General features: G+C 59.7%; 13 protein-coding genes and 3 pseudogenes (1 of these 16 cut by a window edge). 5 read left to right on the forward strand and 11 right to left on the reverse strand.

Going from position 1 to position 20,209, the window contains the following annotated elements; translation table 11 throughout:
- From QVP03_RS12115 to QVP03_RS12140, 6 genes and pseudogenes are all read right to left on the reverse strand, one after another.
- A pseudogene (locus QVP03_RS12115) lies at window positions 1–1,283 on the reverse strand (aldo/keto reductase); it reaches 129 nt to the left of the window's first position.
- A gap of 12 nt (window positions 1,284–1,295) precedes the next feature.
- Window positions 1,296–2,828, reverse strand: a pseudogene (locus tag QVP03_RS12120) (4Fe-4S binding protein).
- A 10-nt stretch (window positions 2,829–2,838) separates the two neighbouring features.
- A complete protein-coding gene (locus tag QVP03_RS12125; protein WP_022333675.1) occupies window positions 2,839–3,396 on the reverse strand; it encodes a flavodoxin in 558 nt (185 codons plus the stop codon).
- A gap of 21 nt (window positions 3,397–3,417) precedes the next feature.
- On the reverse strand, window positions 3,418–3,957 hold the full coding sequence (locus tag QVP03_RS12130; protein WP_055202058.1) for a flavodoxin family protein: 540 nt from the start codon (window positions 3,955–3,957) through the stop codon (window positions 3,418–3,420).
- An 11-nt stretch (window positions 3,958–3,968) separates the two neighbouring features.
- On the reverse strand, window positions 3,969–5,258 hold the full coding sequence (locus tag QVP03_RS12135) for a cupin domain-containing carboxymuconolactone decarboxylase family protein (RefSeq protein WP_022333677.1): 1,290 nt from the start codon (window positions 5,256–5,258) through the stop codon (window positions 3,969–3,971).
- Window positions 5,259–5,388: 130 nt separating this feature from the next.
- Window positions 5,389–5,583 (reverse strand): annotated as a pseudogene (locus QVP03_RS12140) (aldo/keto reductase); the annotation flags it as partial.
- A gap of 167 nt (window positions 5,584–5,750) precedes the next feature.
- On the opposite strand from QVP03_RS12140, the gene QVP03_RS12145 reads away from it, so the two are divergent.
- Window positions 5,751–6,647, forward strand: coding sequence for a helix-turn-helix domain-containing protein (locus QVP03_RS12145; RefSeq protein ID WP_022333679.1), 897 nt, complete (start codon window positions 5,751–5,753; stop codon window positions 6,645–6,647).
- A gap of 348 nt (window positions 6,648–6,995) precedes the next feature.
- Here QVP03_RS12145 and gpmA read toward each other — a convergent pair whose 3' ends face one another.
- From gpmA to QVP03_RS12165, 4 genes are all read right to left on the reverse strand, one after another.
- Window positions 6,996–7,742: a 2,3-diphosphoglycerate-dependent phosphoglycerate mutase gene (gene gpmA / locus QVP03_RS12150; protein WP_022333680.1), complete on the reverse strand. Its 747-nt coding sequence runs from the start codon at window positions 7,740–7,742 to the stop codon at window positions 6,996–6,998.
- Window positions 7,739–8,755, reverse strand: a complete 1,017-nt coding sequence (locus QVP03_RS12155; RefSeq protein WP_022333681.1) for a 2-hydroxyacid dehydrogenase — start codon at window positions 8,753–8,755, stop codon at window positions 7,739–7,741. Before QVP03_RS12155 ends, gpmA begins: the two co-directional genes overlap by 4 nt.
- Window positions 8,756–8,810: 55 nt before the next feature.
- The gene (locus tag QVP03_RS12160; protein ID WP_022333682.1) at window positions 8,811–9,860 is read right to left on the reverse strand and encodes a class I fructose-bisphosphate aldolase; all 1,050 of its coding nucleotides are present in this window, start codon (window positions 9,858–9,860) and stop codon (window positions 8,811–8,813) included.
- Between the two features lie 100 nt (window positions 9,861–9,960).
- Entirely contained in the window at window positions 9,961–10,815 is an 855-nt protein-coding gene (locus tag QVP03_RS12165) for an AraC family transcriptional regulator (protein ID WP_022333683.1), read from the reverse strand.
- 161 nt (window positions 10,816–10,976) lie between these two features.
- On the opposite strand from QVP03_RS12165, the gene QVP03_RS12170 reads away from it, so the two are divergent.
- From QVP03_RS12170 to QVP03_RS12185, 4 genes are read left to right on the forward strand one after another with little or no spacing between them, the layout of a single operon-like run.
- Entirely contained in the window at window positions 10,977–12,140 is a 1,164-nt protein-coding gene (locus tag QVP03_RS12170) for an efflux RND transporter periplasmic adaptor subunit (RefSeq protein ID WP_018695872.1), read from the forward strand.
- Window positions 12,141–12,143: 3 nt separating this feature from the next.
- The gene (locus tag QVP03_RS12175) at window positions 12,144–15,329 is read left to right on the forward strand and encodes an efflux RND transporter permease subunit (RefSeq protein WP_018695871.1); all 3,186 of its coding nucleotides are present in this window, start codon (window positions 12,144–12,146) and stop codon (window positions 15,327–15,329) included.
- A gap of 4 nt (window positions 15,330–15,333) precedes the next feature.
- Window positions 15,334–16,707 carry an efflux transporter outer membrane subunit gene (locus QVP03_RS12180; RefSeq protein WP_022333684.1) on the forward strand — a complete coding sequence of 458 codons (1,374 nt, stop codon included), beginning with the start codon at window positions 15,334–15,336 and terminating at the stop codon, window positions 16,705–16,707.
- Window positions 16,707–17,288 carry a TetR/AcrR family transcriptional regulator gene (locus tag QVP03_RS12185; RefSeq protein WP_022333685.1) on the forward strand — a complete coding sequence of 194 codons (582 nt, stop codon included), beginning with the start codon at window positions 16,707–16,709 and terminating at the stop codon, window positions 17,286–17,288. The genes QVP03_RS12180 and QVP03_RS12185 overlap by 1 nt, the downstream gene beginning before the upstream one ends.
- Before the next feature lie 217 nt (window positions 17,289–17,505).
- Here the strand turns inward: QVP03_RS12185 and QVP03_RS12190 are convergent, their stop codons facing one another.
- Window positions 17,506–19,932: an LruC domain-containing protein gene (locus tag QVP03_RS12190; RefSeq protein WP_022333686.1), complete on the reverse strand. Its 2,427-nt coding sequence runs from the start codon at window positions 19,930–19,932 to the stop codon at window positions 17,506–17,508.
- Window positions 19,933–20,209 lie beyond the last annotated feature (277 nt).

Genomic DNA, 20,209 nt, shown 5'->3' on the forward strand with positions numbered 1-20,209 from the left:
TCACAGCAGATACAGTGGCTGGCCTGGCGGAGTTTGGGGACGCTGCGGTCGTAGCCCACCAAAAACGCCCGGCGCGCCCGGCGGTAATTTTCGTCCTGCGACGAGGTGGCGACATTCCCTTCGTTGACACACTTGTTATAGTGCAGCAGGATGGCCGGGATGTCCAGCCCGTAGGGACACGGCATGCAATACTTGCAGTCGTTGCAGGGGATCGTGGGGTAGCGGAGCATCAGCTGCGCCGTCTGTTCCAGAAACTCTTTGTCGTCATCGGTCAGCTCGTCGAGCGGCGAGTAGGTGCGCAGGTTGTCCTGCAAATGCTCCATGTAGGTCATGCCGCTCAGCACGGTCAGCACCCCGGGGAACGACCCCGCGAAACGGAACGCCCACGAAGCGACGCTCGACGACGGGCGCCGCTGTTTGAGATGGGCGGCGATGTGGTCGTGGACATTCGAAAGGCGCCCGCCCAGCAGCGGCTCCATGATGACGGTCGGGATACCGCGCTTCTCCAGTTCGCCGTACAGGTACTCGGCATCGGTATTGCGCGTGTTGACCTCCTTGGCGTGTTTCCAGTCCACGTAGTTGAGCTGTATCTGCACGAAGTCCCACTTGTAGCGGTCGTGCTGCGCAAGCAGGTGGTCGAACACCGCGATGTCCCCGTGGTAGGAGAACCCGAGGTTGCGGATACGGCCGGCCTCACGCTCGGCAAGCAGGAAATCCAGCATCCCGTTGTCGATGTAGCGGGCTTCGAACTCCTCCATGCCGCTGCCCATGCCCACGCCGTGCAGCAGCAGGTAGTCGATATAATCGACCTGCAGCTCGCGGAACGAATTGCGGTACATGGCCATCGAGGCTTCGCGGCTCCAGGTCGAGGGCGCGAAATTGGACAATTTGGTGGCAATGAAATACTTGTCGCGGGGATGGCGGCTCAGCGCCACACCCGTGGCATGTTCGGAATGCCCCCGGCAATAGGCGGGCGAAGTGTCGAAATAGTTCACCCCGTGGGCAATGGCATGGTCGACCAGCGCGTTGACCATCTCCTGGTCGATGTCGTCGCTGCCGCTGACGGTCGGCCAGCGCATGCAGCCGTACCCCAGCAGCGACACCCGTTCGCCCGTCTTGGGGTTGGTACGGTAAGTCATCTGCCCCTGCCGTGCGCCGTCTGCCTCAGAGGCGCTTCCCGCAGAGCGGGGCTTGCAGCCATACAACGCCGCCGTGGTTACGGCGGCACCGGTACCGGCGACTTTCAGGAACTCCCGGCGGCCTATCTTTTTCTTATCTTTCATACGTTTGAAGGATTAAACGGTACGGTGATTCTGGTGCCCTTCGACATAAATGGCGCTGAACGGACGGCTCGGGCAGAGGTTCTCGCAGGCGCCGCAGCCGATGCAGCGGGCCTCGTTCACGACCGGAATGCGCGGGGAGTCGGGATTCCCGGGCTCCTTATGCACCATCTGGACAGCCCCGGTGGGGCAGTGGCGGGCACAGTTGCCGCACTCCACGCCGTCGGTATTGACGACGCAGTTGGCGGCGATCCAGACGGCATGGCCGATCTGCACCGACGACTTGTCCTCCTTGGTGATCGGGCGTATGGCCCCCGTGGGACAGACCTCCGAACACTTCGTACATTCGGGGCGGCAGTAACCCCGTTCGTAGGACATCTCGGGTACCATCAGCGACATCAGCTTACCCGACGGCCTCAACACCTAGTTGGGACACACGGCCACGCACAGTTGGCATCCGGTGCAGTGCGCCTCCATATTACGCACGGCGAGCGATCCGGGCGGGGTAATGGGCGTCGTACGCCGGGGAATTTTCTTCTGCTCGATCACGGCCAGGCCGCCGTCGACCTTCTTCTCCTGCGCCCTGACCGTCGCACAGGCCATGACCCCGACCAGCGAAAGGAACTTGCGGCGCGAAGCATCGGCCGGTTCCCCCGCCGCAACGGCCGCCTTCAGGGTCGCAGGTTCCACGGCATCGGGTTTGTGGCCGGCATCGGGTTTGCGGTCAGCGGCGGGTTTGCGCGAAAAGGAGATCGCTCCCTGGCGGCATTTCCCCAGACAGTCCATGCAGGCCACGCAGCGGCTGTAATCGATCCGGTGCGCCTTCGCGTCGATGCACGACGCCTTGCAGTTGCGGGCACAAAGGCCGCAACCGTTACATTTCGAGGCGTCGATACGCGGTTTGAAAACCGCGAAGCGCGACACGAGTCCCAGGATCGTGCCGACAGGACAGACCGTATTGCAATAGGTTCGGCCGTTGCGCCATGCCAGCACGGCCAGCACGATGAACGTCACGGCCGCCACGGCCAGCGTCGCGGCGCCCTTGACCCAGACATCGACCGTGTAGAACGCATAGCTGCCGGCTCGCTCGGCCAGATAGGCCAGCAGGTTGTTACCCCACAGGTAAAGGGGCGCAAAAAGGTTGGACACGATACGCCCGTAGGCGCTGTACGGCGCCAACAGGTTCGACACGGGCTTGAAATGGGCGGCCAGCGCCACGAGGAACAGCACCAGTATGCCGTAGCGCAGCCACGACAGCGCCCGCGAGTAGCGGAAGCGGTTCTTCCGCCGCCGGGCGGCCGCCCGCGACACGACATCCTGAAAGACGCCCAGCGGGCAGATGACCGAACAGTAGACCCGTCCGAAAAGCAGGGTCAGCAGCACGAGTGCCGCGACCACGCCCGCATTGACGGCCAGGACGGCAGGCAGCAGCTGCACCTTCGCCATCCAGCCGAACCATGCATGGAGCGTCCCCGTGAAATCTAGCAGCAACAGCGTGATCACCGTGAAGAAAACGGCCGCAGCCGTGATTCTGATTTTGCGTAACATCCGTTTTCGTTTATTTTGACAAATTCATTCCCCCGATCCATTTATCGACGGCATCCCGCGAGCCTTTCACGGCACTGCCGCGCACCGGCAGCCCGCCCAGCAGGGTAGCCCCGGGACAGAGCTTTTCGATGTCGTCCTCGCTGCGGCCCATGCGGCTGCCCCCGTGCGTCATGAACGGCGCAACGGTCTTTCCCGACCAGTCGTACGCGGCAAGGAACGTCGCCACGGGCGGCGCGACGGTGCCCCACCAGCAGGGCGAGCCGACGAAAACCACGTCGTATGCGCCGATGTCGGGCAGGCGCCCCTTCAGCGCGGGCCGGTATCCCCGGCCAATCTCGCGCTTGGCCTGGGCCGTAACGGCATCGTATTGCGCAGGGTAGGCGCTCTGAGGGACGATCTCGAAAAGATCCCCGTTCGTAGCCTCGGCAATCTGCCGCGCCATTTCGCGCGTGTTGCCGCTATGTGAGAAATAGGCGACGAGCACCTTTTTGCCGGAGGCCGTCTGGGCCTGCATGTCCATGGCCGGGAATAAAACCGCGACGGCCGCTATTAAAACCGATAATCTCATAATCCGTAATTTTCAATCCGTTTATACGCCGCGCCCCATGGCATAGGCCTCGTCCATCGCGGGCATCCCCTCGATGTCGCCGGCACGCCATGCCCCGACCCCGTAGACCACGCCTTTCTCGCGGGGGTCTTCGAGGCAGTCGAGCAGACCGCGGAAACACTCCACCGTGCGTTCCATCATCGGAACGCTCTCTTCGGCGGCCGTCAGGATGAAATAAAACTCCTTGCCCTTCATCTCCAGGTAGCGGGCGCAGCAGCGGTCGATCAGGGTCTTCATCTGTGCGCTGAGCGTATAGAAATAGACCGGCGTAGCCATCACGATCACGTCCGCTTCGACCATCTTGCCGATCACCCCGGCCGCATCGTCTTTCTGCGGGCAGGGCCCGGCACCGCCGTAGCAGGCACCGCAACCCGTACAATAGCCGATCCTGCGGTCTTTCAGGAAAATCTTTTCGACCTCGTGTCCGGCCTGCTGTGCCCCCGCCATGAAACGGTCGCAGAGCCGGTCGGAATTTCCCCCGCGCCGCGGGCTGGAGGAGAGTACCAATACTTTTTTCGCCATAATCTTCATCTTCATTCATTCCCGGGCGCCACTTCATTCAGGCAGGCGATCGCGTTGAGCGACCGCGGATAGCCCACGTAGGGCAGCAGCTGCGTGATGACGGTCAGCAGCGTCCGTTTGTCGTTGCGCAGGTTCAGGTTGCCGCGGATATGTCCCTTGAGCTGCGGTTCGCAGCCGCCCAGCGTAAGCAGCATCGAAAACGTCAGCAGCTCGCGCGTCCGGGCATCCAACCCGCCGCGGGTGACGTAATCACCGAAACAATTCATCGACAGGTAATCCTGTATGTGTTTCTGGCCCTCGGGGGCCGCTTCGCGCAGGGCGTCGATATGTCCTGCGCCGAAAATGGCCTTCTGGACGGCCAGTCCCCTTTCGAACCGCGTCCCCGGCGAGGTCGTCGACTGTCCTTCGAGCGGAAGCGCCACGCCGCGCGTCACCAGCACATCGTTGGCGATATGTACGAAATCGAGCACCTTGGCCATCCCCACGTACGGCACCGCCTGGTAGAGGACTTCCTTCGCCTCGACGGGCGTCACGCCGGCGTTGAGCGCCCCTGCGAGCATCGTCCGGAACTCGGACTGCCCCTGCGCGGCGATACACGATGCGAGGATGCACATCATCCGCGTAGGGGTATCGAGGTCGCCGTAACCGGCGACTTCGCCGAATGCAAAGTTATCAAAAATTTCGATTAATTCGGGATCCGTCGCCCCCAGTCCCGAGGCATCGCCCGAGAAAAGTTCCGCACGGTTGCGGAGCGCCTCGGCGCCCAGCTGCGGAACGACAGCAGCCGCAGGGGCGGTCGCCGCGGCATACTGCGCGTCGTCGACCGGCTCCAGCCACGTGTTGCGGTTCGTCTGCGGGTTGGTCTCGACGGCCAGGTGCGAAAACCAGCTATCGGGGGCCGCGCCGTGCCAGTGCACCACGCCGGGGCCGATCTCAACCACGTCGCCCGGCAGCAATTCCCGCGCAGGTTCGCCTTTCGCCTGATAATACCCCCGGCCGCTCACGGCGACGAGCAGCTGCCCGCCCGTGTGGCTGTGCCAGTTGTTCCGGCACCCCGGCTCGAACGTGACGTTCGAAACGGGGCAGTTCAGGGCCTGGTCATGCGTCAGCCGCGCAAGATAGGCCTGCCCGGTAAAATACTTCGCAAACATTTCCGGCAGCTTCTCCCCCCGGGGAAAAACCGATCCGTATATTCTCTCCTTCGTTTCCATGTTACCCGTATCGTTGGTTTGTGCGAAAATTTCCGCCGTCAGCGTCAGCGCCAGCGCCACGACAAACGCCGCAAGAATTCCTTTTTTCATCCGTCCGCTATTTATCGAGGTCATACTTCATAGTCCCGAGCCATTCGACCGTCTGCGGATCGCGGTGCGAGAGGAAACAGCTCTGCTTCATGTCGAGCGCGGCGATCCGTGCCATATCCTCCGGCGCCCCGCGCGGGATGCCGCTCCGGCGGACGGCCCGCCCCACGGCGCGTTCGTTCATATAGGCGGCGGCCGTGTCGATCGACCGGTAACCGGCCGCCAGGGCATCAGACACGCACCGTTCGCAAATCGCCCCGTCCACCTGGTAGACGCCGAACCCCAGCACCGGCATCTCCACACCATTGTTTAAAATCTTCGTTTCCATAGTTTTATCGCCTTAACAAATTATCATGTTGCAAAAGTAGGGTATTCCGCACTGCCCGTCATTACCCGGATTACAGTTCGTCATACCATTATTACCGATCTGCCGCAGCAGGTGCGGCAAGCGAAGAAAAAAAACACTAACTTTGTGTCAAACAAACCGGAACAACTATGGAAGAGATCGCAAGGCTGGATCATGTGTACCAGTATAACGAACTGATGGGAATCGAAACCCTGCACCCGCTGGTCAGCGTCATCGACATGTCGAAATGCCCGCGCATGCGTCACTCGCGCCGTCTGTACGGGTTCTACTGCATCTTCCTAAAAGATGTCAAATGCGGCGACCTGCGCTACGGGCGCAACTACTACGACTACCAGGAAGGGACGCTCGTTTTCACGGCCCCGGGACAGGTGGTCGGCGTCGAGGATAACGGCGAGGTTTTCCAGCCCAAAGGCTGGGCGCTGCTGTTCCACCCCGACCTGATCCGCGGCACGTCGCTCGGGCGCAACATCGGCCGCTACACCTTCTTCTCCTACGAATCCTACGAAGCGCTGCACCTCTCGGAGCAGGAGCGGCACGTAGTGATCGACTGCCTGCAGAACATCGCGGGCGAATTGCAGCACGCCATCGACAAGCACAGCCGGACGCTGATCGTCTCGAACATCGAACTGCTGCTCAATTACAGCGTGCGCTTCTACGAGAGGCAGTTCACCACGCGCAGCGACGTCAACAAAGACGCCCTGTCGGGATTCGAACGGCTGCTCAGCGACTATTTCCGGGACGACGCCCCGCAGCGCGACGGGGTGCCTTCGGTACGCTGGTGCGCCGAGCAGCTGCACCTTTCGGCCAACTATTTCGGCGACCTGGTGAAAAAGGAGACCGGGAAATCGGCGCAGGAATACATCCAACTGAAAGTCATCGACATCGCCAAGGAACGCATGTTCGACACGACCAAGTCGATCAGCGAAATCGCCTACGAGCTCGGGTTCAGGTATCCGCAACACTTCACGCGCCTGTTCAAGAAGTGCGTGGGGCAGTCGCCCAACGAATACCGGACACAAAACTGACCCGGCGGCACGGCCGGCAAAAGGAGGCGGACGGGAAAAACGGAGAGAACCGGAGAGAACGGCGGACTAAACGGTAAAAACAGGCCGGCACAAACAGCTCGCCAGGTACGATCAGCCCGGATAAAACGCAGTTTCTGCCCCGGACAAAACGCAGGCTTCCGCATCGCGTACGAAAATCCCCGCACACTGGAAAAGTGTACGGGGATTTCAAATACGGGGTACTTCGCGGCATATCCGGCCAACCGGCTCCCTGCCCCGGCCAGTTCCGAACTACACCGGACGCCAGCCAGCCGGCAGCAATTTCCACAGCAGTACCCGTGCGGCATCGGGCGACGGGCGCGCTACGCCTCAGCCTTTCCTGCCCTGATCGGCAACGGCGGCCATCAGCCGGGCTATCTCATCGGGGTCGCCCAGGAAACGATCCCCCGCGTAGTTGAGACCCTCGTCGAACTCGAAGACATAAGGCACGGCGGTCGGGAGGTTGAACTCCGAAATCGCCTCGTCCGAAATGCCTTTCAGGTGCTTGATGATGCCGCGCAGGCTGTTGCCGTGGGCGACGACCAGGATGGCGTCGTGATGCGCCAGCGCCGGCAGGATCTCGCATTTCCAGTAGGGCATAATACGCGCGACGGTGTCGCTGAGCGATTCGGTGCGGGGCAGTTCCGCCTCGGGGACATCGCGGTAACGGGGATCGAAACGCGGGTTGCGCGGGTCTTCCTCGCCCAACGGCGCCGGGGCGACGTCGTAACTGCGGCGCCAGATGTGTACCTGTTCGTCGCCGTACTTTTCGGCGGTCTCCCGTTTGTTGAGCCCCTGCAACATCCCGTAATGCTTTTCATTGAGCCGCCAGCTCTTCGAGACCGGGATCCAGTCCTGATCCAGTTTGTCGAGCACCACGTCGAGCGTCTTGACGGCGCGTTTCAGGTAGGAGGTATAGGCATGCCCGAACAGGAAACCCTCCTTGCGGAGCAGTTCCCCGGCCCTGGCCGCTTCGGCAACGCCTTTCTCGCTCAGATCGACATCCGTCCATCCCGTAAAACGGTTTTCCCTGTTCCATGTGCTCTCGCCGTGGCGGAGCAAAACTACTTTTTTCATCCTATCGCTTTTTCAGGTTCGGCACGCACCTCGTTCACCAATTTGCGGTGCTTGTCGAAATCGTTAATATTCTGCAATGTAGTATGCGCTATACTATCCAACGCTTCACGTGTGAAAAAACCCTGGTGCGAGGTCATGATGACGTTGTTGAACGACAGCAGGCGCGCCAGGATGTCGTCGTCCATGATCCGGTCGGAGGTATCCTCGTAGAAATAGGCGGCCTCCTCTTCGTAAACGTCCAGCCCGGCTGCCCCGATCTTCTTCTCCTTCAGCCCCTCGATCAGCGCCTCGGTATGGATCAGCTGGCCGCGCCCCGTATTGATTAGGATCACGCCGGGCTTCATCTTGCCGATAGCATCGCCGTTGATCATATAGCGCGTCTGGTCGGTCAGCGGGCAGTGCAGCGAAATGATGTCCGCACGGCGGTAAAGCTCGTCGAGCGTCACGTATTCGACCTGCGCCTGCGCGGCGTATTCCGCATCGGGGAAGATGTCGTAAGCCAGCACCTTCATGCCGAACCCCTTGAGTATCCGGATCAGCTCACGGGCGATCTTGCCGGTGCCGATGATGCCCGCCGTCTTGCCGTACATGTCGAACCCCATCAGGCCGTGCAGCGAGAAATTCCCGTCGCGCGTGCGCCAGTAGGCACGGTGGACTTTGCGGTTGAGCGCCAGCATCAGCGCCACGGCATGTTCCGCGACGGCATGGGGCGAATAGGCCGGAACGCGCACGACGGGGATGCCGTATTCGGCCGCGGCCTTCAGGTCTACGTTGTTGAAGCCGGCGCAACGCAGTGCGATCAGTTTCACGCCCATCGCGGCCAGCTGACGTATCGTGCCGGCGTCGGCCGTGTCGTTGACGAAGATGCAGACCGCGTCGGCCCCCTGCGCCAGCAGGGCGTTGTTGCCGTTCAGGTGGCTGCGGTGGTAATTGAACTCGAACCCGCAGGACGCATTGGCGCGGTCGAACGACTCGCGGTCGTAGGGTTGGGTTCCGAAGAATGTTATTTTCATAAATGCACTTTTTTCCTCTTTTATCGTACAGAAAACGGTTTTGCACGGCCGGTTATTATGCGATCGTGACCTCGGGGTCGAGATATACGTCCTGGATGGCGTTGAGCAGCGCCACGCCCTCCTTCATCGGGCGCTGGAACGCCTTGCGGCCGCTGATAAGCCCCATGCCGCCGGCCCGCTTGTTGACGACGGCCGTCATCACGGCCTCCTGCAAATCGGATGCCCCGTGCGACTCGCCGCCTGAATTGATCAGCCCGACGCGCCCCATGTAACCGTTGGCCACCTGGTAGCGGCAAAGGTCGATCGGATGCTCCGTCGTCAGCTTGGTGTAAACCTCGTCGCGTGTCTTGCCAAAGCCGATGGCACGGAACCCGCCGTTGTTCACCGGCAGCTTCTGTTTCACGATATCGGCCTTGATCGTCACACCCAGGTGGTTCGCCTGCCCCGTCAGGTCGGCCGAAGCATGGTAATCCACCCCGTCCTTCCTGAAACCCTCGTTGCGCAGGTAGCACCACAGGATCGTCGCCATGCCCAGCTCGTGCGCATAGTCGAACGCCCCGGCGATCTCCACCAGCTGGCGGCGGCTCTCCTCCGACCCGAAATAGATCGTAGCCCCCACGGCGGCGGCGCCCATGTTCCAGGCGTCGCGCACGGTACCGAACATCACCTGGTCATAGGTGTTGGGGTAGGTGAGCAGCTCGTTGTGGTTGAGCTTGACGATGAACGGTATCTTGTGCGCATATCTGCGTGCCACGGCGCCCAGCACGCCGAAGGTCGAAGCCACGGCATTGCAGCCGCCCTCGATGGCCAGCCTGACGATATTCTCCGGATCGAAATAGGCCGGGTTCGGGGCGAACGACGCCCCGGCGGAGTGTTCGATGCCCTGATCCACGGGCAGGATCGAGACATAGCCCGTACCGGCCAGGCGCCCGTGGGCGAGGATCCATTGCAGGCTGCCGAGCGTCCGGATGTTGCGGTCGGACTCCATCCAGACCTTGTCGACCGTATCGGGTACGGGCAGGTAAAGCTGGCTCTTGTCGATCGTCCGGCACACATGGGAAAGGTAGTATTCGGCCTTCTCCCCGAGAATTTCAATGGTTTTCATAATTTTACGATATTAAGTGATTCGAGTTTATTTACTGCAATTCGGGTTCCAAACACGCCCGGCGCCCCGCGACAAAACGAAAGCCGCCCGGCGGGGCGGCTTATTTCTTGGTGTTACGGTACTCGGTGGGAGATTCACCCGTATGCTTCTTGAAATAGCGCCCCAGGTAGGACTGGTCGGGGAAATGCAGGCGGTAGGCGATCTCCTGCACCGACAAGTCCGTCGATTGCAGGAGCATCTTGATCTCCAGCAAGACCGACCGGTCGATGAACTCCTTGGCGGTGCTGTGCGCGATCGTACGCACGATGGTCGAAAGGTAACGGGTGGAAATGCAGAGTTTGTCAGCGTAGAACGACACTTCGCGCTCCTGTGAACTGAACTCGTGCACGAGGGCCACGAACCGGTGGAACAGCTCCGTCTGCCGCGTGGTCGACTCGGGCATCTGGCGCTGCATGCCTGCAAAGCGCTGCAACTTGTCGTAAATCTCCATCAGCACGTTCTGCAAGCGGTTACGGATGATCGTGTTGCGGAAAATATTGTTCCGGTCGCGGTAGGTATAGGCCGCCATCTGGAACCAGATGCCCGCCCCCTCGACGATACGCGCCGGGGGATAGGTGATCGGATTCTCGCGCAGGGTGCGGAAAAAGGAGGGTTCGAGCCGGAAGCGGAATGCCGCCTCGGAGAAAATATCGAGTGAAAAGGCACAGAACGTCACCCGAAAGTCCTCGGTACGCCCCGTGAGCATCAGCACCGAACCGGGCAGAATGAGTACCAGGGTATTCCGCTTCACGAGTCCTCCGTATTGGTTTACAGTCACATGGGCGCTGCCTTTGCGGCAAAACAAGATAGCCCCTTCCTCGCAGCGGTTCGCGTAGTTGTTGAAATAGGAAAAATCGGATTCCCCGACTACGAATTGTTCTTCGGCGGTGGTAATTAGAGGGTTTATGGCGGACATATGAATTCGTTTTTCGAACAAATTTAGCGCATTTTTCGATATTCTCCTAAAATTTGTTCCGAAAAATACCAACACTGTTCGCAATATAAAGGCACGATCACACCCTTTTTAGGGTACTTTTGCAACGAAAAAAGTTTTTTTAGTTTAAAACAGGAGAAAATATGAAGCAAACATTTGTGAAAGCTGCTATCATGGCAAGCTTCATGGCAGCCGTTTCGTGCGGTCAGGCACCCACGGAGCAAGGCCCCGCGCAATACGGCGTGATGACCATTGCCACCACCAACCGCGAAATCCCGACCAACAAGTCGGCGACGATCCGCGGACGCCAGGACATTCAGATTTACCCGCAGGTTTCGGGTACCATCTCCGAACTGCGTGTTGCCGAGGGAGAGTCGGTATCGAAAGGACAAACGCTTTTCATCATAGACCAGGTACCTTACAAGGCTGCGCTCCAGACCGCAGAAGCCAATGTCGCAGCGGCGAAAGCCAGCGTGGCGACGGCCCAGCTGACGTATGACAGCAAGAAGGAGCTTTTCGCAAAGAACGTCGTGTCGCAGTACGACCTCTCGACGGCCGAAAATACGCTGCTGACTGCCAAGGCGCAGCTCGCACAGGCCGAGGCACAGCGGGTTAACGCCGCAAACAACCTCTCCTATACGGTCGTGAAGGCCCCGTCTAACGGCACGGTAGGCCAGCTGCCGTACCGTGTAGGCTCACTGGTAAGCGCGTCGATCCCGCAGCCGCTGACGACCGTGTCGGACAACTCGGAGATGTACGTGTATTTCTCGATGAGCGGCAACGAATTGCTCAGCCTGACGCGCAAATACGGCTCGATCGCCAATACGCTCAAGAACATGCCCGACGTACAGTTACAGCTCAACGACGGCTCGCTCTACGACCAGCCGGGACGCATCGAATCGATGAGCGGCGTCATCGACCCTTCGACGGGCAGCACGCAGCTGCGCGCGGTGTTCCCCAACACGAACGGCCTGCTCCACAGCGGCGCACCCGGCAACCTGATCCTGCCCATCAGCTACACGGACTGCATCGTGGTTCCGCAGGTGGCGACATTCGAGCTGCAGGACAAAGTGTACGTATATAAGATTGTAGACGGCAAGGCCTCCTCGGTCATGATCGACGTGGAAAAGATCAACAACGGCCGGGAGTATATCGTCAAATCGGGCCTCGTTCCGGGTGACGTCATCGTAGCCGAAGGCGTAGGCCTGCTGCGCGAAGGTACCCCCATCGTAGCCAAGACGCAGGGCGCCGCACCTCAGGCCGCACCGGCAGCTGCCGCCCAAACCGAAACCGAAAAGGAGGAATAACCTATGACACTGAAACATTTTATCGAACGACCCGTACTGGCGTCGGTCATATCCATCGTAATCGTAATCGGCGGTCTGATCGGTCTGGCGACGCTGCCCGTGGAGCAGTATCCCGACATCGCACCCCCGACGGTGATGGTGCGCGCCTCATATCCGGGTGCCAGCGCCGAGACGATCCAGAAATCGGTCATCGTACCGCTCGAGCAGGCTATCAACGGTGTGGAGGACATGACCTACATGACTTCCAGCGCCGCTCTGGGCAGCGCAAGCGTAACTGTCTATTTCCGCCAGGGCACCGACCCCGACATGGCTGCCGTCAACGTGCAGAACAAAGTATCGCGCGCTACGGGACAGCTGCCTTCCGAAGTCACGCAGATCGGTGTGACGACCATGAAGCGACAGACCTCCATGGTGAAGATTTTCTCGCTTTACAGCCCCGACGACACTTACGACGAGACGTTCCTGTCGAACTACTCGAAGATCAACATCGAACCCCGCATCCTCCGTATCGCGGGTGTCGGCGAGGCCTTCACGCTCGGTGCCGACTACTCGATGCGTATCTGGCTCAAGCCCGATGTGATGGCCCAGTACAAACTCATCCCGTCGGACGTGACGGCGGCGCTCGCCGAGCAGAACATCGAATCGGCGACCGGTTCGCTGGGTGAAAACTCGGAGAACACATTCCAGTATACGATGAAATACCGCGGACGTCTGATGACCCCGGAAGAGTTCGGGGAGATCGTACTCGTGGCTCAGGACGACGGCACGATCCTGCGCCTGAAGGATGTCGCGGACATCGAGCTGGGAAGCGAATCCTACGCCTACAAAGGCTACACCAACGGCCATCCGGGCGTCAGCACGATGGTCTTCCAGACCGCCGGTTCGAACGCCACGCAGGTCGTAAATGAAATCGACGCCCTGCTGGCCGAGATCGAAGCCGAACTCCCGAAAGGCGTCGCCATCGCACACCTGCAGAGTGTGAACGACTTCCTCTACGCTTCGATCAACGAGGTAATCAAGACTCTGATCGAGGCCATCCTCCTGGTGGTGCTCGTAGTCTATGTCTTCCTGCAGGATATCCGTTCGACACTTATCCCCACGGTTTCGATCATCGTATCGCTGGTCGGTACGTTCGCCTTCCTCTCGGTAGCGGGCTTCTCGATCAACCTGCTGACGCTCTTCGCGCTCGTCCTTGCGATCGGTACGGTCGTCGACGACGCCATTATCGTGGTGGAGGCTGTCCAGGCGCGTTTCGACGTGGGATATAAGTCCTCCTATATGGCTACCATCGACGCCATGTCGGGTATCACCTCGGCCATCATCACCTCGACGCTGGTCTTCATGGCCGTGTTCATCCCCGTGTCGATGATGGGCGGTACGTCGGGTGTATTCTACACGCAGTTCGGTATCACGATGGCCGTGGCCGTGGGTATCTCGGCGCTGAACGCCCTGACGCTCTCGCCCGCACTGTGCGCCCTCATCCTGAAACCCTACCTCGACGAAAACGGCGAGATGCGCGACAACTTCGCCGCCCGCTTCCGCAAGGCATTCAACTCGGGATTCAGCACCCTGATCAACAAGTACAAGCACGGCGTGCTGCTCTTCATCAAGCACAAGTGGCTGATGTGGTCGACGCTCGGCCTGGCATTCGCCGCACTGATCCTGCTGATGAACAGCACCAAAACGGGTCTGGTGCCCGACGAAGACCAGGGTACGATCATGGTGAACGTTACCACGGCTCCGGGTACTTCGCTCGCCGAAACGCACGTCGTCATGGAGCAGGTTGCGGATCGCATCCAGGCAATCCCCCAGATCAGGGACTTCATGCAGGTGGCAGGTTACGGCATGATCGCCGGCCAGGGCTCCTCCTACGGTATGTGTATCATCAAGCTCAAGGACTGGGAAGAGCGCCCGGACAAGGCAGATGCGGTGAACGCCGTGATCGGCCAGATATACGGACGCACGGCCGACATCAAGGACGCACAGATTTTCGCCGTGGCACCGCCGATGATCTCGGGTTACGGAACCTCGACCGGCTTCTCCATGCACCTGCAGGACAAGTCGGACGGCAGCCTGACGGACTTCTACAACATCTACCTGCAGTTCATCGGTGCGCTGAACCAGCGCCCGGAGATCGAACGTGCCTACTCGACCTTCAACATCAACTTCCCGCAGTATGTCGTAAGCATCGACGCGGCGAAGGCCAAGCGGGCCGGCATATCGCCGAGCACGATCCTCTCGACGCTTTCGGGTTACTACGGCGGGCAGTACGTTTCGAATGTCAACCGTTTCTCGAAAATGTACTACGTGACGATCCAGTCCGACCCGAAATACCGTCTTAACACCGAGTCGCTCAACAACGTCTTCGTCCGCACCAACGGCGGCGAAATGGCTCCCCTGGGCGAGTTCGTGGATCTGCAAAGGGTATACAGCTCCGAAGTGCTGAACCGTTTCAATATGTACAGCTCGATCGCCGTGAACGGAACGGCAGCCGACGGATATTCGTCGGGCGATGCCATCAAGGCCATCCAGGAGACGGCCGCCCAGGTACTGCCGAAGGGTTACGGCTACGACTTCGACGGTATCACCCGGGAGGAAGCACAGACCGGCAGCAACACGACGATCATCTTCGGGATCTGTATCCTGCTGATTTACCTCATCCTGAGTGCCCTGTACGAGAGCTTCCTGCTTCCGTTCGCCGTCATCCTCTCCGTACCGTGCGGCCTGCTGGGTTCGTTCCTCTTCGCCAAGATGTTGGGACTGGAGAACAACATCTACCTGCAAACGGGTATCATCATGCTGATCGGCCTGCTCTCGAAGACCGCCATTCTGATCACGGAGTATGCCTCCGACCGGCGCCGCGCGGGAATGACCCTGACGCAAGCCGCCGTATCGGCAGCCAAAGTCCGTCTGCGCCCGATCCTGATGACCGTCCTCACCTGCGTATTCGGTATGATCCCGCTGGTGCTCTCGCACGGTGTGGGCGCCAACGGTAACATGACCCTCGGTTCGGGCGTCGTGGGCGGTATGATCGTCGGGACACTGGCCCTGCTGTTCCTCGTACCGACACTGTTCATCGCTTTCCAGACCTTGCAGGAGAAAGTCAAGCCCATAGAGTTCGACCCCGATCCGCAGTGGGCCGTACAGGCGGAACTGGAAGAGTGTAAAAACGAGAAAGAGGAGGAATAACAAGATGAAAAAGCTTATTATCATACTGGCCGCAGCGGCCATGACCGGCTGCGGCATCTACAAGCCCTACACCCGTCCCGAGGTGAAAACCGACGGGCTGTACGGCACGGCCGAGACCGCCGACACGACGACGATCGGCAACCTGGGCTGGGAAGAGATGTTCACCGACCCCTACCTGCGGACGCTCATCCGCCAGGGGCTGGAGAACAATACCGACCTGCAATCGGCGCAATGGAGGGTGAAGGAAGCCGAGGCGACGCTTAAATCGGCGCGCCTGGCTTACCTGCCGTCGTTCAACTTCGCACCTCAGGGCAGCATGAGCAGCTTCGACTGGGCCACGCCGGGCAAAACGTACAGTATCCCGGTCACGGCAAGCTGGCAGATCGACATCTTCAACGGCCTGACCAACGCCAAACGCAAGTCCAAGGCGCTCTACCTCCAGAGCAAGGAGTACGAACAGGCCGTGAAAACGCAGTTGATCTCGGGCATCGCAAACCTCTATTACACGTTGCTGATGCTCGACGGGCAATATGAGGTTACCGAGCAAACTGCCGGGAAATGGCGCGAGAGTGTCCGCACGATGCGCGCGCTGAAAGAGGCCGGCATGGCCAACGAGGCTGCCGTAGCGCAGTACGAAGGCAACTGCCTCGCCATCGAGGCTTCGCTGCACGACTTGGAATACCAGATCCGCCAGGCCGAGAACAGCCTTTGTTCGATGCTGGCCGAAGGCCCGCACCCCATCGAGCGCGGCCGCCTCGAAAGCCAGCAGTTGCCCGACGACCTGACTGTCGGCATACCGGTGCAGATGCTTTCGAACCGCCCCGACATCCGCAGCGCCGAATACTCGCTGATGCAATCCTATTATGCCACCAGCGAGGCACGCTCGGCCCTCTATCCGTCGATCACGCTGAGCGGGACGTTGGGATGGACGAACAACAGCGGGGCCCGGATCGTCGATCCCGGGAAATTCCTCTGGTCGGCCGCAGCATCGCTCCTGCAACCCATCTTCAATGCCAACGCCAACCGCGCCCGCGTGAAAATCGCCAAGGCACAGCAGGAAGAAACCAAGCTGGCATTCCAGCAGGCCCTGCTCAACGCGGGCGCCGAGGTCAACAACGCCCTCACGCAGTGCCAGTCGGCCCGCGCGAAAACCGGCCTGCGGACACAACAGATCGAGGCGTTGGAACGCGCCGTGGAGAGCACGGAACTGCTCATGCAACACGGCAGCACGACCTACCTCGAAGTACTGACCGCCCAGCAGTCGCTGCTTTCTGCTCAGCTGAACCAGATTGCGGATCGTTTTGACGAAATCCAGGGTATCGTGAACCTCTACCAGGCTCTGGGTGGCGGACGCGACATCGCAGCGGAGGCGAAATAATGAAAAGGGGAGCGACCAAAGAGGAGATCATCCGCATCACGCAGGAGCTCATTACCCGGAACGGCATCCGTGCCGTCCGGGTGGATGAGATCGCGCAGACGCTGGGAATCTCGAAGCGCACCCTCTATGAAATGTTCGCTGACAAGGAAGACCTGGTGAGCGCCTGCCTCGATTTCATGTGCCACCAACAGCAGGAGCGCATCACGGCTTACAGGAAACGCCGCAGCAGGAGTTCGCTGCAACGGGCTTTCAAACTGGTATACGAATACATCGAACACCTGTATACGGTCGAAAGCAGCTTTCTGTCCGACCTGCGCCACAAGGTGGCCTATGCCGAACATTTCGACGAACACCGGGAATTCTGGCGCAGCGAACTGACCGTACACCTGAACGGGAGCCGCGAAGAAAAGCTCCTGTTGCCCGAAATCGATGCGTCGAGCTTTGCCGACCGGATTCTGGAAACGATCTTCGAAATGCGGATAAACAATGCGACGCGCGAGGAGTCCTACCTCTTTTGCAGGACGATCCTGCGCGGTGCGGCAACCCGCGAAGGGGTCGAGCGAATCGACAGCCACCGATAATTATTCTGTAATACAATGAAAATCCCCGCAGGGCTCTCTCCTGCGGGGATTTTTTCTGTCATAATGGCGGGCGGCAGGCAAAACCCAGAACGAGAATACGGTTGGAATACGGGAAAGGCAAGAGGGGAGGGACGCAAATCCCGCCGTCGGGCATCCGCACAAAAAGGGCCGCACTTGCGAAGTACGGCCCTTTTCAACCATCATATTTAACCTCTGACTAATAGAGCAGGGTTTCGTCGGCTTCGTCCCGATACCATTCCACATGTTCCCGGCCGCCCGATGCCGCCCATGCGTTGAAATAGGTATAGACGTCCCGGATATCGCTGCGTTCGAGCGGATAGCGGAACTCACCCGGGATACACAGCGCCCACATCATGTAGTTGTTCTTCACACCGTCGCCCTTGGTGACGAAATAGCGGTAGGGATCCGACTCCAGGAAGGTATTGCCCGATACGACCGCGAATTGCGTCGGCTTGCGCCCCGGCATGTGGATCTCCGTCTCGCGGGTGAACGTGCCCGAACTCTTCTGGTTCACGACGATGAACGCATTGAGCGCCGACTCGCGGACGGCTGCGGGGTCGACCGGCTGCGCAAAGGTCACCGTCGTCGTGTGTTTCACGGTCGGTATGGCCACGCCCTTGGTCGTATTGATGTAAGTCCCTTCGCCCAGGATCTCCTGCGAAGTGTTGAAAAGCGGGATCACGGCCAGTTCGCTGCCCGATTCCGGGCCGGAGCCCGCAAACGCACCGCGGCCGAAGGTCGTATTGGTGGTCTCCACGCCGGCGACCTCCGAGGTACGAACCTTGTCCAACTGGATGGCAAAGGCATTCAGGTGCGCGGCACCTGCGGCCTTCAGTTCCCAGTTGATGCGGATCAGGCCGACCTTCCCGGTCTCCTTGTCGCTGCGGCGGTCGACGCTTACGACCACCACGACATCGTTCATGTCGTAGTCGCCGATCCACGGCCAGCCGTCCTCAAAGCAGTAGGTATAGGGTAAACCGTTGACCTCGACAAACTCGGGTTCCGGTTCCGGATCGGGCGTTATGGGCTGCCGGCCACCGTTGCATTTGGCTTCGGGGAGCACGACCGTCTGCCTGGCACGCATCACGGCGCCGCCGGTGAGGCTACGCTCGTCGATAACGTATTTCGAATCGGCTGCATTGTCGTACACGACTTCCATCAGCCCGTCGAACTTCGTCCCGTAATAGCGTGAGCTCACGCCTTTCTCGCGGATCACGACCACGGCCATGAGCTGGTCGGCGGCAGCCTGGCTCACGATACGGACATTGCCGCCCGACTTACCGGCATTATACTCGTCCATGGCGAAGATCGAGCCGGCAGCGGCGTACAACTCCGTATTGCTGTTGAAATAGACCTCCTCGGCATCGAGCCCCGCGCCGGATGCAATATAGAATCGGGCACCTTCGGCGGCAATTTCCTCGGCTACGGTATGGCAATTCACATAGAGTGTCCCCCCGCCGCGGGCTTCGAGTTTCTCCATCGAGGCCAAACCTTTCTGGTAAACGACCGAGTTGTTGGTCAAATAGAAAGTCCCGTCGACATCAACGACACCATTCTCGCAGTTAGACAGTTCGGCGTAGGAGTTGAGCTCCAAATCATCGCTCTCTATCTTGCCGTCGTTATAAAGTTTCGCCCGGTTGGTGATTTCCATGTCATCGGCCTCCAATTCTGCGGCGGCACCGTTGTAGAATGCACAGGAATTATTGATGTCGAACGTCCCGTCGACGATGAATTTCCCTTCGTTGACCACGGCCTTGCAGGAAAAGTTCGTTTTCCCGGCCGTAAACTTACCGCCTTCGAAAACGAAAATCGCGGGGTTGGGTGCGTTCTGCTGCATGTTCGCACTTGCTTCACGGATGTACACCTCGCCGCCCGGAAGCACTGCGAGCGTCGCCTGACCGATCGTAACGGAGGAATCGAGCGTCAGTTTGCCCGCCACGTAGAGGATCGGCGAGGGGTTGGGGCTAAAGGTTCCGTTCAGGCCGATATTGCCCGTAACCTCGGCTCCTGCCGGGATATAATACTCCGCAGCTGCAAACGGGGCCCAGCTCGCACCCAGGTCGATCTTGCCGGCAGGCGTACTCCGGATGATGGCCCCCTCGGCGAAATCACCCTCGGCCTTCGCCGCGAGCCGCGGGTAGTCGGGCATCGAACTGTCGGCCGCGGCGCGCGCCATCCCGGCCATCCGGAGTAAGGGCGTCCCGGCTGCGGCCTTCATCCGCGCACCGGCGACGTTCACCGACGCTGCGACCGGTTCCATGGAGACGGCCACCGTACCGTCGGGCAGGGTAGTCTGGACATAAATGTTCCCGATCCCGGCCGGGATCGTCACCGCGGTTCCGAACACGGGGCGGGATGGCGTCACCACACCCATCGCCACGATATTGCCGTCCGAGAGGATCGGGGAGCAATACACGCGGATAACGGCATATTGGGGCGTATTGCCCGTAACACTCGGCATACCGACCGAAATATCCAGGTCGCGGGTCGTTTCCCATTTGAAGTCGGCGGGAACTGCAGACGAGGGCTCCTGCGGTTCGCCGCTGCCGGTGCCCATGTTTTTCTGGCACGAAAAGGCCAAAAACGTCGTTGCAATAGCTGCAACAGCGTAAAGTCGTTTCATAAATTGATATTTTTAATCTATCCCTTGTGCATAGTGCACATTCTTCGACACAAATATAAACATTAATTTTTCAAACCAAAACTTTTCCGCCCTTTTGTTCAACAAAAAAGGTCGAGGTAGCAACTATGGCATGCAAAACCCCGGCCGCTAAACAGTTTTTTGCAAAAAAATCGGGCCGACCGCAAGCATGAGCCGAAAAATTCCTATATTTGCACACAGGAAAACATCCGAAAGCAGAAAATGATTGCCACGACGACATACCACGACACATACGGCG

The organism is Alistipes sp. CAG:29, from assembly GCF_000435435.1.
Lineage (GTDB): Bacteria > Bacteroidota > Bacteroidia > Bacteroidales > Rikenellaceae > Alistipes > Alistipes onderdonkii.